This is a genomic window from Hungatella sp. L36, assembly GCF_014288035.1.
Map to the genome: position 1 here is coordinate 182427 of NZ_JACOPC010000002.1, position 14146 is coordinate 196572.

At 44.6% G+C, this 14146-nt stretch carries 13 protein-coding genes and 2 pseudogenes; all 15 read left to right on the top strand.

The genetic code is table 11. The features are described 5' to 3' along the window. Positions 1 to 932: 932 nt before the first annotated feature. Positions 933 to 2748, top strand: a pseudogene (locus H8S80_RS06440) (reverse transcriptase/maturase family protein). A gap of 106 nt (positions 2749 to 2854) precedes the next feature. Next, positions 2855 to 2980: pseudogene (locus H8S80_RS34155) on the top strand (DUF6133 family protein); the annotation flags it as partial. Then, positions 2970 to 3377 (top strand): prepilin peptidase, encoded by a 408-nt coding sequence (locus H8S80_RS06445; protein ID WP_006776980.1) that lies wholly within the window; start codon positions 2970 to 2972, stop codon positions 3375 to 3377. The pseudogene H8S80_RS34155 and the gene H8S80_RS06445, both read left to right, overlap by 11 nt. 189 nt (positions 3378 to 3566) lie before the next feature. Further along, complete coding sequence (gene cpaB, locus H8S80_RS06450) at positions 3567 to 4364, top strand: Flp pilus assembly protein CpaB (RefSeq protein ID WP_055651418.1); 798 nt, start codon at positions 3567 to 3569, stop codon at positions 4362 to 4364. Then, a complete protein-coding gene (locus H8S80_RS06455; RefSeq protein ID WP_006777365.1) occupies positions 4365 to 5177 on the top strand; it encodes an AAA family ATPase in 813 nt (270 codons plus the stop codon). Beyond that, a complete protein-coding gene (locus H8S80_RS06460) occupies positions 5171 to 6664 on the top strand; it encodes a CpaF/VirB11 family protein (RefSeq protein WP_055651419.1) in 1494 nt (497 codons plus the stop codon). The genes H8S80_RS06455 and H8S80_RS06460 overlap by 7 nt, the downstream gene beginning before the upstream one ends. Beyond that, complete coding sequence (locus H8S80_RS06465) at positions 6661 to 7590, top strand: type II secretion system F family protein (protein ID WP_006777397.1); 930 nt, start codon at positions 6661 to 6663, stop codon at positions 7588 to 7590. Before H8S80_RS06460 ends, H8S80_RS06465 begins: the two co-directional genes overlap by 4 nt. Positions 7591 to 7594: 4 nt before the next feature. Next, entirely contained in the window at positions 7595 to 8470 is an 876-nt protein-coding gene (locus tag H8S80_RS06470; RefSeq protein ID WP_055651420.1) for a type II secretion system F family protein, read from the top strand. Between the two features lie 37 nt (positions 8471 to 8507). Further along, positions 8508 to 8903, top strand: a complete 396-nt coding sequence (locus tag H8S80_RS06475) for a DUF4320 family protein (protein WP_055651421.1) — start codon at positions 8508 to 8510, stop codon at positions 8901 to 8903. Further along, entirely contained in the window at positions 8900 to 9445 is a 546-nt protein-coding gene (locus H8S80_RS06480; RefSeq protein ID WP_006777184.1) for a hypothetical protein, read from the top strand. Before H8S80_RS06475 ends, H8S80_RS06480 begins: the two co-directional genes overlap by 4 nt. A gap of 74 nt (positions 9446 to 9519) precedes the next feature. Beyond that, positions 9520 to 10110 (top strand): DUF6550 family protein, encoded by a 591-nt coding sequence (locus H8S80_RS06485; protein ID WP_006777183.1) that lies wholly within the window; start codon positions 9520 to 9522, stop codon positions 10108 to 10110. A 179-nt stretch (positions 10111 to 10289) separates the two neighbouring features. Continuing rightward, entirely contained in the window at positions 10290 to 11945 is a 1656-nt protein-coding gene (locus H8S80_RS06490; protein ID WP_006777182.1) for a DUF8193 domain-containing protein, read from the top strand. 81 nt (positions 11946 to 12026) lie between these two features. Continuing rightward, complete coding sequence (locus H8S80_RS06495) at positions 12027 to 12665, top strand: hypothetical protein (protein WP_039893727.1); 639 nt, start codon at positions 12027 to 12029, stop codon at positions 12663 to 12665. A 42-nt stretch (positions 12666 to 12707) separates the two neighbouring features. After that, positions 12708 to 13037 (top strand): hypothetical protein, encoded by a 330-nt coding sequence (locus H8S80_RS06500; RefSeq protein WP_006777180.1) that lies wholly within the window; start codon positions 12708 to 12710, stop codon positions 13035 to 13037. 160 nt (positions 13038 to 13197) lie between these two features. After that, positions 13198 to 14067, top strand: a complete 870-nt coding sequence (locus tag H8S80_RS06505) for a phosphoadenosine phosphosulfate reductase family protein (RefSeq protein ID WP_006777209.1) — start codon at positions 13198 to 13200, stop codon at positions 14065 to 14067. Positions 14068 to 14146: the final 79 nt, after the last annotated feature.

The following is a 14146-nucleotide window of genomic DNA, read 5'->3' on the forward strand; positions in this document are numbered from 1 at the left end:
AATTGCAGGAATATATCATTAATCCCGTAAAGAATAAAAGCATTAGGTCGGGAAGGTGAGAACTGATATGGTAGTGTATCTAGGTAGGACTGGATAGAAGAAATACTAGGGGATAAAAGACAGGCTGATTTATGGCCTGCTTTATTTTGCGCAAATTTAAAATCAATTAAACCAGGAGGTCAAGGAATGAAAGCGAAAATGAAAGATTATTTAATCAAAAAGGGAATGAAGGTAAAAGCAGCGCTGGAAAACAATAAGGCGGAGGGGTTCGTGGATACGGCCAGTGCGTCCGTAAGGGCGTAACAACTGCACAAAGTTGTTACGAACGCGGACGGTTAGAAAATCTGCTTTAGCAAAGCAGGGATTGAAAAATATCCGGGTTTTATACCCACAATCCTCTTCAACCAACTGATCTGAAAGGGAAACCAGACAGAGAGTGTAGCATGTTGGTAACGTCATAAGTCAGCCGAACTATCACGGTTGCGACTGAATGGCAAGAAGAAAGGCCAGATACGAGGATAAAGGCTTGATTGCTTTATGAATAGTCCGAGGGGTCATAGTCGAGTCCCTGGCACACGATAGTTTAGGTGTCAGGCGGTGTAGGAGCTGTGTAGATAGCTGGCACGACAGTCCATGATATTTGCACCGCCCATCCATGATAAATGGAAAAGGACGAACGTTCTATCCGACAATCTGGCAGGCTGTGTTTTTAACCGTCTAAACGGAGATTGCCTAAACTGGAAAGCTTCTTTAAGCTATGCGTAATACCGTAAGGTGAGAAATTTCAAGACCTAAAAGCGGGGGAAAGATGACGCTGAATATCCGGCATGGCAACGGAGCCGCCATAGTAGTCCGAGTATGGGAAAGCCATGCACATGGCGAAGGGCGGCAGTTTATCTCTTAATACAAAAAAAGGAAAGGTGCGTGAGGCATTGAGAAATCCGATTGATGTGTTAAACAGTCTGAAATCGAAAGCATGTGATGAGGGCTATTGTTACGAACGTCTGTACCGGAATCTGTATAATGAGGAATTTTACCTTCTGGCCTACCAAAATATCTATGCCAGAGAGGGGAACATGACTGCAGGAGCAGATGGAAAAACCATAGACGGTATGGGCATGGACAGGATACAAAGGCTGATAGGAAAAATGAAGAATCACAGCTATCAGCCGAACCCTGCACGGCGTACTTATATCGAGAAAAAGAATGGAAAGAAACGCCCTTTGGGTATCCCATCTTTTGACGATAAGCTGGTGCAGGAAGTCGTGCGGCTGATATTAGAGAGCATTTATGAGCCGACATTTTCCAACTATTCACACGGATTCCGCCCAAACCGCAGCTGTCACACAGCTTTGCAGCAGATACAAAGTACTTTTACAGGTGTAAAGTGGTTCATAGAGGGCGATATCTGCGGATTTTTTGACAATATAGACCACGCGGTGCTGATAAACATTCTGCGCAAACGTATCCATGACGAATACTTTATTGCATTGTTATGGAAGTTTCTGAAAGCAGGATATGTGGAGGACTGGATGTTTCATAATACTTATTCCGAAACCCCGCAAGGCTCGATTATCAGTCCGATTATGTCAAATATATATCTGGACGAACTGGACAGATACATGGAAATTTATATGAAAGAGTTTGAGCGTGGAAAAAGGCGTCAGAAGTCAGCAGAATACGCAAACTGGGAATACAAACTTAAATATCTGCGTTATGAGGTGTACGCAAAGGACAAGTGGGTGGATCTGACGGCAGAAGAACGTAAAACAGCAAATGACCAGATTCATGCAGTCAGGAGCAAAATGTTGAAATGCGAATACTCTGATCCGCAGGACAGCGGATACCGGCGTCTGTTTTATGTGCGTTACGCAGACGATTGGCTGTGCGGAGTAATCGGCAGCAAACAGGACGCAGAAGAGATCAAGGCAGATATGAAACGGTTCCTGTCAGAAACTTTGAAGCTGGAATTATCAGAAGAAAAAACCTTGATAACCAATGCCCGTGATATGGCCCGTTTTCTTAGCTATGATATTTTCTTATCAGACAATGAAAGTCTGCGCGAGGATAAAAACGGTCATACAAGACGTGTGAGAAGGGGCAAGGTAAAGCTGTATGTTCCCCGTGAAAAATGGCAGAAGAAGCTCATGGATTATAAGGCTCTTGAAATCAAGTATCAAAATGGAAAGGAAATATTTATCCCTGTTCATCGAACCTATTTAATCAGCAATGACGACTTTGAAATTGTGCAGCAATACAATGCTGAAGTCAGAGGACTCTATAACTATTACAAAATAGCAGACAATGTAAATGTCCTCGGCCACTTTAATTATGTGATGAAATTCAGCATGTTTAAAACCTTTGGGGCAAAATATAAGCTCCATATCAGCGGTGTCCGAAAGAAATACGGTTACAAGCACTTTGGGGTGAAATACCAGACAAAGCAAGGCGAAAAGATACTGTATTATTATGAGGACGGTTTCAAGAAGGTAAAAACAGGGATTGCAAAACCAGAGGTCGATAATGTTCCCAAAGTATACCGCAATAATAACCCAACCGGTCTGATTGCCCGTTTAAGAGCGGGACACTGTGAGTGGTGCGGAGCTGAAAATGTTTGAAATTCATCATTGAAAAAAAGACTTAAAAGGGGAAAAGCGGTGGGCATGGCTGATGATAGCCCGAAAACGTAAGACACTTGCATTGTGCGTGCAGTGGCATGATTGTTTACATGCAGGAGAATTAGACTGATAGATAAATGGAGAGCCGGATACATCGAGAGGTGTAAGTCCGGTTCGGGGGCGGGCTTTTGGAAACCTGCCGCCGTGAAGCGGTAAGGCGCCGGGGGCCTAGCCTACTCAAAATTTTAATGGCCGTTGTAATCGGGGCGCTGCTTCTGGCAGGACTGTATGCATTGTTCGGTGACACAGTATTGCCGACATTAACGCGGCGTATCACCGAAATGTTTAACTATGCTGGATAGAAGGGCAGTTCAGGCCATTGTATTTTTACTGTTGCTTTTGGCAGCGTCGGTGACGGACATAAAGAAAAGAGTTGTGCCGGATCTGTTATGTATGCTGATCGCATTAACCGCCGCTATTTCTTTTCACCCAGAATATGTATGGGGGATTTTCATCGCGCTCCCATTTCTGCTTGCGGCGGTTTTTTATGGCGGAATGGGTGGCGGTGACATCAAACTGATGGCGGCCGCAGGACTTGTCCTGGGGCTTCCTGCAGGAATTGCTGCAACTATTGTAGGATTGTCGCTGGTACTTGTTTATTCTGTACTATTAAAAATATGTAAGAAAACCCAGGTGATCGCAGTACCGTTAGTCCCCTTTTTATCGGCTGGATGTGCAGTGGGATATTTGATTGGATAGGAGGATGTAATGAAAAGAAAAGCATTTTATTGTATTTGTGTAGCGGCTCCAATTACCTTTGTGGGTGCTGTTCTGGCATTTTACAGGTGCCGCAGGAAAAAGAGATACATTGTGAGGTAATCATGGCGGCAGGTATCCCCTGCCGCACTTAAAACGATAACTTTGAATCGAAAGGAATGGATATAAAATATGAAAATATTAAAAAGCCGTACTGTGCTGGGTGTGATCTGCATTGTAGTATCACTGCTTATCTGCTTTGGCATCACCCCGCTGTTCAATAAAGAAATCAGCAAAAAGATTGAGATCGTGCGGGTAGTAAAGGATATAAAAATCGGGGATAAGGTCACCGGTGATATGGTAAGGTCGGTTGAAGTGGGGAGTTTAAACCTGCCGTCCGAGGTCATGAAAAATAAAGAAAATGTCATTGGGAAATATGCATCTGCAGATATGGTCCCAGGTGATTATATCATCAATAGCAAGGTTGCGGACGAGCCGGCTGCTGAAAATGCCTACTTATATAATCTGTCAGGTGAAAAACAGGCTATTTCCGTGTCTGTGAAATCTTTTGCAACCGGATTATCTGGAAAACTCAAATCTGGAGATATTGTATCTGTGATCGCACCGGACTACCAGAAACAGGGCGAAACGGTCATCCCTCCCGAACTCAAATATGTTGAAGTCATTGCGGTAACTGCGGGCAGTGGCTATGATGCCAACACAGGAGAAGAAGATCCGGAGGAAAAGGAACTGCCCAGCACGGTGACGCTCCTGGCTACACCTGAACAGAGCAGGATACTCGCCATGATGGAGAAGGACGGGAACCTGCACATATCGCTCGTGTACCGGGGGACAAAAGAAAATGCAGCAAAGTTTATCGCAGAGCAGGAACAGGCATTGCAGGAACTTTATCCGCCGGAAACGGAGGCGGTGGAATCAGAACCGGAAACTGGACAGCCCGAAGGAGAGACAGAAGGGAGTGCAGAATAAATGCTGAATTTTAAAGGCAAAAAACGTGTGGATAAATCGGACAGTAAGGAGGAACCGGAAACAGGGAAACGCAAGGCACAGGTCTTGGCTGTCTGGGGAAGCCCCGGCTGTGGGAAAACTACGATTTCAGTGAAGATTGCTAAATACCTGGCAGAAAAGAAGAAAAATGTTATCCTGGTAATTTCTGATATGACCGTACCCATGATTCCCTGTATATGCCCGATGGACGAGTTGGAAAACATATGGTCCCTGGGAAATGTACTTGCAGCGCCGCATATTACAAAAGGGCTGATAGAAGAAAACTGCATTGTCCATAAAAAAATAAAATATCTGGCAATGCTTGGGATGCTGAGAGGGGAGAATGAATACACCTACGCCCCCTATGAGGCGGAACAGGCTTTGGAATTTCTTGCTGGGCTGCGGGAATTGTCTTCCTATATCATCATTGACTGCGGCAGTTATATCGCCAACGATATCCTTTCAGCCGTTGCACTGATGGAGGCAGACGCAGTTTTACAGATGGTAAATTGTGATCTTAAATCCATCAGTTATCTGGCAAGCCAGTTACCGTTATTACAGGAACCCAAATGGAAGGTAGAAAGACATTTAAAAGCGATCAATAACATCAAGGGGCAGGAAGCCATTAACCACATGGAACAGGTGCTTGGAAAAGTCAGTTTTCAGATCCCGTCCGCATCCGAAGTTACAGAACAGGGGATGGCGGGGAACCTGTTGGCGGGTCTGGAAGGAAAAAAGAGCCGTGGTTTTAATAATGAAATAGAGAGGATTGTTAAGGAGGTATACGGATGTTAGGGGAAAGAAAAACGCGAGGAGTATTTAACGAAGGCAGAAATTCTGAATGGAGCGCACGGATGCAGGAACTTATGCCGGCACAGACGGCCCCGGCAGAGCCAGTTGTAAGAGAACCGGCAGAAGTGGTGAATAAGAGTGCAGATGATATCTTTTTTGCAGCCGTGGAAGGGAAAGATTTTGCAACGGTGCTGCAGGAGGTGCAGGAACATATTGCCAGCAGGTACAGTTCGCTTTTGACGGATGGAAACAGTGATGATGTAAAAAGGCAGATGAAGCGCTACATTACAAAATATGTCCAGGAAAACCGGGTCGCGGTCCAGGGTATGTCAAATCAGGAACTCGTTGACAATCTGTACACAGAGATGGCGGAGTTCTCCTTTTTGACTAAATATATTTTTGGAGAAGGTGTTGAAGAAATAGACATCAATAGCTGGAAGGATATCGAAATCCAGTACAGCGGCGGCAGGACGGAAAAGCTGGAAGAACACTTTGACAGCCCCGCGCATGCTATCAATGTGATCCGAAGGATGCTCCATGTGTCAGGAACTATCCTTGATGATGCAAGTCCCGTGGTAACAGGGACTCTGGCTAAAAATATCCGTATAGCAGTATTGAAAACTCCGATTGTGGATGAAGAGGTAGGTCTTGCCGCTTCAATCAGAATTGTAAATCCCCAGAGTATGAAAAAGGAGGATTTTGTTTCGGGTGGAACGGCTACAGGAGAAATGCTGGACTTTTTAAGCGAATGTATCCGATATGGAATATCAGTGTGTGTTGCAGGGGCAACAAGTTCCGGGAAGACAACGGTGGCCGGCTGGCTTCTTACCACAATTCCAGACAGGAAGAGAATATTTTCAATTGAAAATGGCAGCCGTGAACTGGACCTGGTAAGGGAATATGATGGACGAGTAGTTAATTCCGTTGTTCACACTCTGACAAGGGACAGTGAAAATGACAGGCAGAGAATTGACCAGATTGCCCTTCTGGATATTGCGCTTCGATTTAACCCGGATATTCTGGTGGTCGGGGAAATGAGAGGGGCGGAGGCAAATGCCGCCCAGGAAGCTGCAAGAACCGGTGTGGCGGTGGTTACTACCATCCACTCTAATTCATGCGAGGCTACATACCGCCGTATGGTGTCCCTGTGCAAGCGTGCTGTGGACATGTCAGACGAAACATTGATGGGGTACGTGACAGAAGCATATCCTATCATAGTTTTTTGTAAACAGTTGGAGAACCGTCAGAGAGTGATCATGGAAATCATGGAATGCGAAATTAAACCGGACGGCTCACGGAAATATCGTCCTTTATATCAGTATGAAATTTTGGAAAATCAGTTGGAGGGAGACTATTTTGTAGTAAATGGGAAGCACCGGGCTATGAATACCATTTCGGACGGACTTTATAAACGTCTGTTAGAAAATGGAATGCCTATGGAAACCCTTAACAGATTTCGTTCTAAAGGGGAGGGAGGGGAAGAGGCTTGACAAGTATACAGCTTTTCGCCTGCCTGGGCTTGATCGTAGGCGGTTTTCTCCTTTTTGGGATCCGTCCGATGGAATTTACGGATGGACTTTTTGGTTTCCTGTCAAAAGAACCATCAAATATCAGAAATGAAATACAGACAGTAACAAAAAGGAAAAAGGCCAGATTTTTGAAAAAAGCAATTATTGAGGCCCAGCAGACACTCAAAATGACGGGACGAGAAAAGCAGTTTTCGGTTATTTGTGTGGTGGCCTTGATATTGTTTACAGTAGGAGCCTCGGCTGCCATCATGATTGGAAACTTTTTTCTGGCTCCGGTGATGGCTGTTGGATTTATGTTTTTCCCTTTTTGGTACGTCATACTTTCCGCCAGCAGCTATAAAAAGAATGTAGCTGCGGAATTGGAGACAGCATTAAGCGTCATTACTACAGGCTATCTGCGGACGGAGGACATTCTGACAGCGATAGAGGAAAATATTCAGTATTTGAATCCGCCAGTCCAGAGGGTATTCCAGGACTTCATTGTACGGATCAACCTGGTGAATCCGGACATCCATGAGGCACTAAAAGAGTTGAGAGAGAAAATTGACAACGATGTGTTCCAGGAATGGTGCGATGCCCTGTGTGACTGCCAGTATGACAGGAGTTTGAAAACAACCTTGACACCAATCGTATCAAAATTAAGTGATATCCGTATCGTCAATGCTGAACTGGAATATTTGATTGTAGAGCCGAGAAAAGAATTTATCACGATGGCAATCTTTGTGATTGGCAATATCCCGCTTCTCTATTTCCTTAACAAAAGCTGGTATGACACTTTGATGCACACACCAATGGGACAGGTGATACTTGCCATTACTGCAGCGATCATTTTTGTCTCTACAGCGGTCGTTGTCAGGCTGACAAAACCACTAGAATACAGGAGGTAGGGATATGTCAGTGTTATTACTGTTATTATTTGGAGGATTCCTCTTCCTGGGAATGTTCTTCCTGGCTGCAGACTTGCTAAAAGTGCCATATATGAAGACAGAAAAGGCATTGCTGGACACAGGAAGAAACAATAAAAAAGGATCGGCGGCATTCGATGCGTTCCTATTGCAGGGAGCCATGAGACTGTCCCATGTAATACGAATGGATGAGTATCGGAAAAGCCGAATGAAAAACGTGCTGAAAGCAACAGGGATTAAGATGACACCGGAAGTATATCAGGCGTATGCACTTACAAAAGCCGGCTTACTGATGGCTGGTATCATTCCATGCTTGCTTCTCTTTCCTCTCTTGACACCGATTGTAGTGTTTCTGGCAGTCATGGTTTACTTTAAGGAAATCCAGCGCGCAGACGAGATGCTAAAGTCAAAAAGAAAATCAATCGAAGACGAACTGCCACGTTTTGTTGCCAATTTGGAACAGGAGCTGCAGAATAACCGTGATGTGCTTTCCATGGTGGAGAATTTCAGGAAAAATGCCGGTACAGAATTTGGGGAAGAGCTGGGGGTCCTTGCGGCAGATATGAGATCATCCAGTTATGAGGCGGCACTTACCCGGTTTGAGGCGCGGTTAAACTCACCAATGCTGTCTGATGTTGTCCGGGGATTGATTGGGGTTCTGCGCGGAGATAACAGCGTGGTATATTTTCAGATGCTTGCTCACGACTTTAAGCAGATTGAATTGCAGAAATTAAAAAGTGAGGCCCAGAAGATACCGCCTAAGATCAGGTTTTTTTCGTTTCTCATGCTGATGTGTTTTTTGCTGACTTACCTTGCGATCATTGTATTTGAAATCATCAAATCATTAGGAGGGATGTTCTAAGCAGCCATATACTCCACATGAAAGGAGGTCAAGGGACTTGAAAAAAATATTAAAAACGAACCGTGGAGAGGGATATATAGATATCTGTGTGCTGGTGTTGTGTGCCATGTTGGTGATCGCATTAGCTGTCAGTGTATTCCCGGTTTTTCTGGCTAAGAATCAGTTGGACACGTTTGCAACGGAATTGTGCCGGGAGGCTGAAATCAGTGGCAGAGTTGGAACCGAGACTGCCAGGCGGGAACAGGTACTTCGGGAACGGACGGGATTAGATCCTACAGTTGAGTGGTCACAAAGGGGGGATATCCAGTTAAATCATGAAGTCACTGTAAAACTGACATTACATCGGGACCTTGGGCTATTTGGAAATTTTGGTTCTTTTCCGATTACTTTAAAGGCTAGTGCTACTGGAAAGAGCGAGGTATATCATAAATGAAGCGCCTGATTTGCTGTTTAAAGGATAAGCGTGGTTCCTCTTTCCCATTTGTGGTTGCGGTTACATTGGTATTAATGCTGATCATGTGCGGATTTTTGGAATTTTACCGCCTGAAGATTATTGCCAATGGTGTAAGGGACGCCGCACAGGAAGCTGTCATGATAACGGTAAATGATAATTATGCCAATGTATATCACGGGGTAAGGGAAGGATACAGTGGAGGATACCAGCCCAATAATGGAGGTTTTAAGTATAGCGTAGATAAGGGGGATGTACTGTCTGAAATGGATAAAATCCTGGGAACAAGGGTGGAATCCGGGCGGCATGTAAAGTATACAGATGGGGTTCTGGAGTACAGCATATCGGATTTAAGTGTTACTGCACGTAATGCGCCGCTTGCACCGGGAACACCGGAGAATGAACAGAGGTTTGAGATTGATGCAGTCGTGACATTAAAAGTACCAGTCCAGTTTGCAGGAAAGCGTCTGCCTGAAATGAAGATCAGGTTAAAGGTTCAGGCAGGGTATATTGAAGTCTTTTAAAATTTGGTAGACAGAATTGGAAAAATGTAGTATGTTTGATGCGACAAAATGATTGAGACAGGAAGGAGAACCATATGAGTGATAAAGTGAAAAAAGGTATGATTATAGCGGGCTGTGTAGTGTGTTGTATTGTTCTTGTAGTCATGATTGCCAGTAATTTTAAAGGACCAGCGAAGACGAAAGATAAGCTGGCAGAGAGCCAGTCTACAGAAATAGAGGTGAAACCGGATATAAAAAAGTCAGAATTGGATAAGAAACCAAAAGAGACTGACAGTAAAAAAGAGGAATCAAAGAAAGAACCGGAAACCACAGAGGGACAGCCAGAATCAGAGGAAGGAAAAGAGGGGGATCAGGATAACGGGCAGCCCGTTCAGAATATCCAGCCCAGAGTGACAAAACCAGAGACACCGGATCAAGAAGTATTGAAAAATCCCAATCAGAAACCAGATGGGGAGAGTGTCGAGGGTGTGCCGGTGCCGGAAAACCATGATGAAGTACAACAGCCAGAGACAGACACAGTTCCCGGAGCTGCACCGGAGGGTGAGTCGCAGGAAGGAAAAATATATGCCCCAGGATTCGGCTGGATAGATGACATTGGGGAAGGGGAAGGAATTGAAGACAGTGAAATCTATGAAAATGGTAATAAAATCGGGATCATGGATTGACAAGATGGCAACCTTCGTCCTACCAGGCATAGAGTGAAATCAAAAATATCATTTACTTATCGTTTAGCACAGCTATTTATGGCTGTGCTTTTTCATTGGAAAGGAGAACATTTCGAAATTTGAAAAGCCGAATAAGATGGCTGACAGGGATTGCACTGTTCAGTCTGTGTTTTTTGATCATGTCGGTTCCTGCTTATGCGACAGGGCAAGGTAATGTGGACGGCGGAGGTGGCGGCATGGGACAAGGTTCTTCGGAAAATTATTGGTCCCCAGGTGATGAAGGAGTACGTGTGTCGGTAATCAGTACAAGCGACCATAAAGTAGTAGGCACGCCTGTTGATCTTACCAACAGAAGCCCATCTGATATCAGGCTTCATTTTGGAAAAGTGAGCAAAATGTCTTATACATCAGGCCGGGGGATTGGTATTTCCGGTTCCAGGTATCAATACATAAGACCAGCGCAGAGATTACCCAAAATCATAAGTTCTCAAAGTCTCGGACCGGCCAGCATTGCGGAGATAAAGCGGTACTTTACGGATGAACAGACAGTACGTGGGATTGCAGGCTATGTGGGAATAGATTTTAATGTACTAATCAACGGCGAGTACAGGATCATGATAGAGCCGATTGCCTACGTGACTTTGCAGGGAGTAAGAGTTGCTATGACAGCAACCGAAGCGGCATTATACGATGAGGTGGCAGGAGGGGTGGTATATTCCTGGATGCGTGGGGTTGTCTTTCAAAATTTGCCCCTTTCAATGTTCCTTGAAAAACCTGATTTAGGATACCCAGCGTGGAACGGCCCAATTACCGGACTACGTTCACACCAGGAGATTAAAACTTCGTTGGGGCTTGGAATTATACGTTTTAATGAAGAATTGCCAGATCTATCACCAGAGGTTGCTTCCTTTGATTATGAATACCATACCAATACAGAGGTTATCACAAGTATCCGTGTAGGTGGCAGTCAAAGTGATCCAGACCACCCAGTATCTGTGACCTTTAAATTAAAGGGGAGAAATTATAAGGTAAGCAACGTATATTACCCGGAAGGGGGGAGTCAGCTCGCATGGGTTCGATGGACAACACCGTCAACGGAGCAGACTATGGAAATTCCAGTCACGGTTAAAGGCGGCGGACATACAGATAAAGGTACGATACGGGTCAAAATCGTAAACCTGGACAAGAATCCGCCGCCGAATCCGATCGCGGACGACCGTAATGACAGTTATACGAGGCCGGAAGTTCCATCAAAAAACCAGCAGACGTCCGCTGACTGGAGTATCTGGCGTCCTTATTGGTATTCCTACTGGGTATGGCATAGTGGTAATGATGACGATGATGGCTTCTGGTGCGACCATGGCTGGTGGAAGTTCAATATCGATAGATATCACGCAAATATGAACGCGACAATGCGTGTCCAGCCAGACGGTAAATCCCCTACAGCTAGTGGAAAAACACTAAAGAGCGGTTACGGATTTAATGAATTTGTCAGCAGTAATGTAAGTACGAATCAGTCCAGTGCTGTCACTGGAGCCCAAAATGCAGTAACCTATTTTCCAGAGTTCCAATATAAAACATATTGGCGATTATTGGATCGGATGTCAGGGGGCTTACAGTCACAATTTGAGTTTAAGCAAAACCAATACAGCACTTTTAAGCGAAGGACACACTTTACACCTATATGGATGCCTGATGGCAGGTACACACCGTATACCTGGCTGATTGATGCATGGACGCCGTCAGGGATGTTATCTTTAAATTTAACGGATAACCTGACAATCAACGGAAATTTGTGGACAGACTGGCATATTTCGCCGCAGGCACCAGATTAATAGTTAGAACAAAATAAAGAAATGGTTACAAAAAGAGGGAGACGCGGAATCTTCCTCTTTTGCTACATAAGGAGGAGTGACATGGACAATAAAATCAAAACTTTGGATACCCTGAAAAATGAGATCTTCTTATTAAAGGAAAAACTGCGGATCGCGGAGGAGGCGTTATCTGCTGACCGGATCCCCTATGAGTTGGTGAAGAAGATCATGGAGGTTGGAGGATATAGTAACAAAATAAATGCTTTGCGCAAAGCGTATTTGATGGGTATAGATTGGGATAGTCTTATTGGTCTTGTGCATGATTCAGACGGATCGGAGGAGGTCCGGGCAATTGCCGGAGCACTGGAAAGGAAGCTGGATATCCAGAAGATACGGATTGTAGCAGATGGAAAACACAATTATAGACAAATGGAATTAGTGTTTTACGGGTTTTATATAGGTAGGAGTGTCCAGGAAATGGAACTGGCTACAGATAACCGATTTGATGAGGACCAAATTGAAGAAATCTTATCAAGTTTTCAGTATGGCCTCACCTATGATCAGGTAGCAGTATATGCGAAAGAGCACTTTGACTGTTATCAGATGAGAACGATAAAAGAAGCTTTCCTGTATAACCATCTGAGCATTGATGAGGCGGCAGCAATCGCCGTACCCAGTAATAATACAAGAAGAATGCGCCAGGAAATCAAAGAGAGCATTAAGCGGCGCGGTGAAAAATGATAACCATAAATCTGTAAATGTGAGAAAGGGTAATGATAATTTATGGAAGATAAAGCAAATGATTATATTCAGCGTCTGGCGGAGGACGTGAACAGGCTGGTAGATGACCTTGGGACTTTTGGGTGCATGGACGATAAAGAACCTAAAAAGACACCGGAAGACAGGATCAGGGAAGTATATCAGTGGCTGACAAACTCCAAAGGCTGCGGAGAAGCTTCAGAGTATTTTAAGGAGCTGCTGGAGATATTGGATAAGTCAGACACCGAGTATGAAAGAATATCTGACATATGTGGGAGAATCCATAAGGTTCAGAAGATGGAACCCTGGAAGGAGACAATACCTATTAGAAAAAATACAGGCAGCTACAGGTAACAAGATTTAAGAGTCTGCTATTGTAACAAGACAGAATACGAGAACATCTATCCTTCAAGTAGAAAGGTTTTCTGGATTCCTTTATAAAAATCTAAATTGAAACACAAAAGGAGGGATAAGAAGTTGTGGCCATGTAAAACGATAGTCTCTTCGGAAGTTATTGGATTTAGAGGCGAAAAGCATTGAACGAATCAAATTAGCAAGTGAAATGTCAAAGAGGTACTATGATGCCCCCATAATCTGTACTTACAGTGGGGGGAAGGATTCTGATGTGCTTCTGGATTTGTTTATACGGTCCAACGTTGAGTTTGAGGTCCACAATTCTCATACAACAGTCGATGCTCCCGATACCGTGTATTACATTCGGGAGAAATTTCGAGGTTTAAAAGAAAAAGGGATCCCATGTTACATCCATATGCCATCGTTAAGTATGTGGCAGTTGATCGTTAAAAAGAAGATGCCGCCCACGAGGATGCAGCGCTACTGTTGTGAAATCCTAAAAGAGAATACAACACCGGACAGAATGGTTGCTACCGGGGTGCGGTGGGACGAAAGTGTGAAACGCTCCAAACGGGGGCAGTTAGAAGCAGCAGCGGCGAAGGTTGAAAACCGGATTACATTAATGAACGATAACGATGATAAGCGCCTGGTTATAGAACGGTGTGCAGTCCGTGGCCGTGTGGTATCGAATCCGATCATTGACTGGGAGCACCGTGATATCTGGGACTATATCCGCTCCAACCATATGTCTTATAATCCGCTATACAATATGGGGTATAAGAGGGTTGGCTGCGTAGGGTGTCCGATGGCCGGCAAAAACCGGTACAAGGAATTTGCAGACTTTCCGAAGTACAAAGCAGCTTATATCCGGGCATTTGAAAAAATGCTGGTGGCGATCCATGCGGCAGGAAAAGAGACAAAATGGAAGAACGGAGAAGATGTGTTTCGATGGTGGATGCAGGATCAGAATATTGAAGGGCAGTTGTGCCTGGCAGATTTTATGGACATGGGACCAGACAATAACATTTAGTCATCAGGAATCCGAGAGTTCCCTGCCGGCTGGAGCTGTGACAGAGAATGCACGGGCGGCGGTTCATGGGATATACTTT

Bases quoted from the DNA above. Each gene is read 5' to 3' on its own strand.
- H8S80_RS06445 (WP_006776980.1), top strand. From the start codon at position 2,970: ATGCTGGATAGAAGGGCAGTTCAGGCCATTGTATTTTTACTGTTGCTT.
- cpaB (WP_055651418.1), top strand. From the start codon at position 3,567: ATGAAAATATTAAAAAGCCGTACTGTGCTGGGTGTGATCTGCATTGTA.
- H8S80_RS06455 (WP_006777365.1), top strand. From the start codon at position 4,365: ATGCTGAATTTTAAAGGCAAAAAACGTGTGGATAAATCGGACAGTAAG.
- H8S80_RS06460 (WP_055651419.1), top strand. From the start codon at position 5,171: ATGTTAGGGGAAAGAAAAACGCGAGGAGTATTTAACGAAGGCAGAAAT.
- H8S80_RS06470 (WP_055651420.1), top strand. From the start codon at position 7,595: ATGTCAGTGTTATTACTGTTATTATTTGGAGGATTCCTCTTCCTGGGA.
- H8S80_RS06480 (WP_006777184.1), top strand. From the start codon at position 8,900: ATGAAGCGCCTGATTTGCTGTTTAAAGGATAAGCGTGGTTCCTCTTTC.
- H8S80_RS06485 (WP_006777183.1), top strand. From the start codon at position 9,520: ATGAGTGATAAAGTGAAAAAAGGTATGATTATAGCGGGCTGTGTAGTG.
- H8S80_RS06490 (WP_006777182.1), top strand. From the start codon at position 10,290: ATGTCGGTTCCTGCTTATGCGACAGGGCAAGGTAATGTGGACGGCGGA.
- H8S80_RS06495 (WP_039893727.1), top strand. From the start codon at position 12,027: ATGGACAATAAAATCAAAACTTTGGATACCCTGAAAAATGAGATCTTC.
- H8S80_RS06500 (WP_006777180.1), top strand. From the start codon at position 12,708: ATGGAAGATAAAGCAAATGATTATATTCAGCGTCTGGCGGAGGACGTG.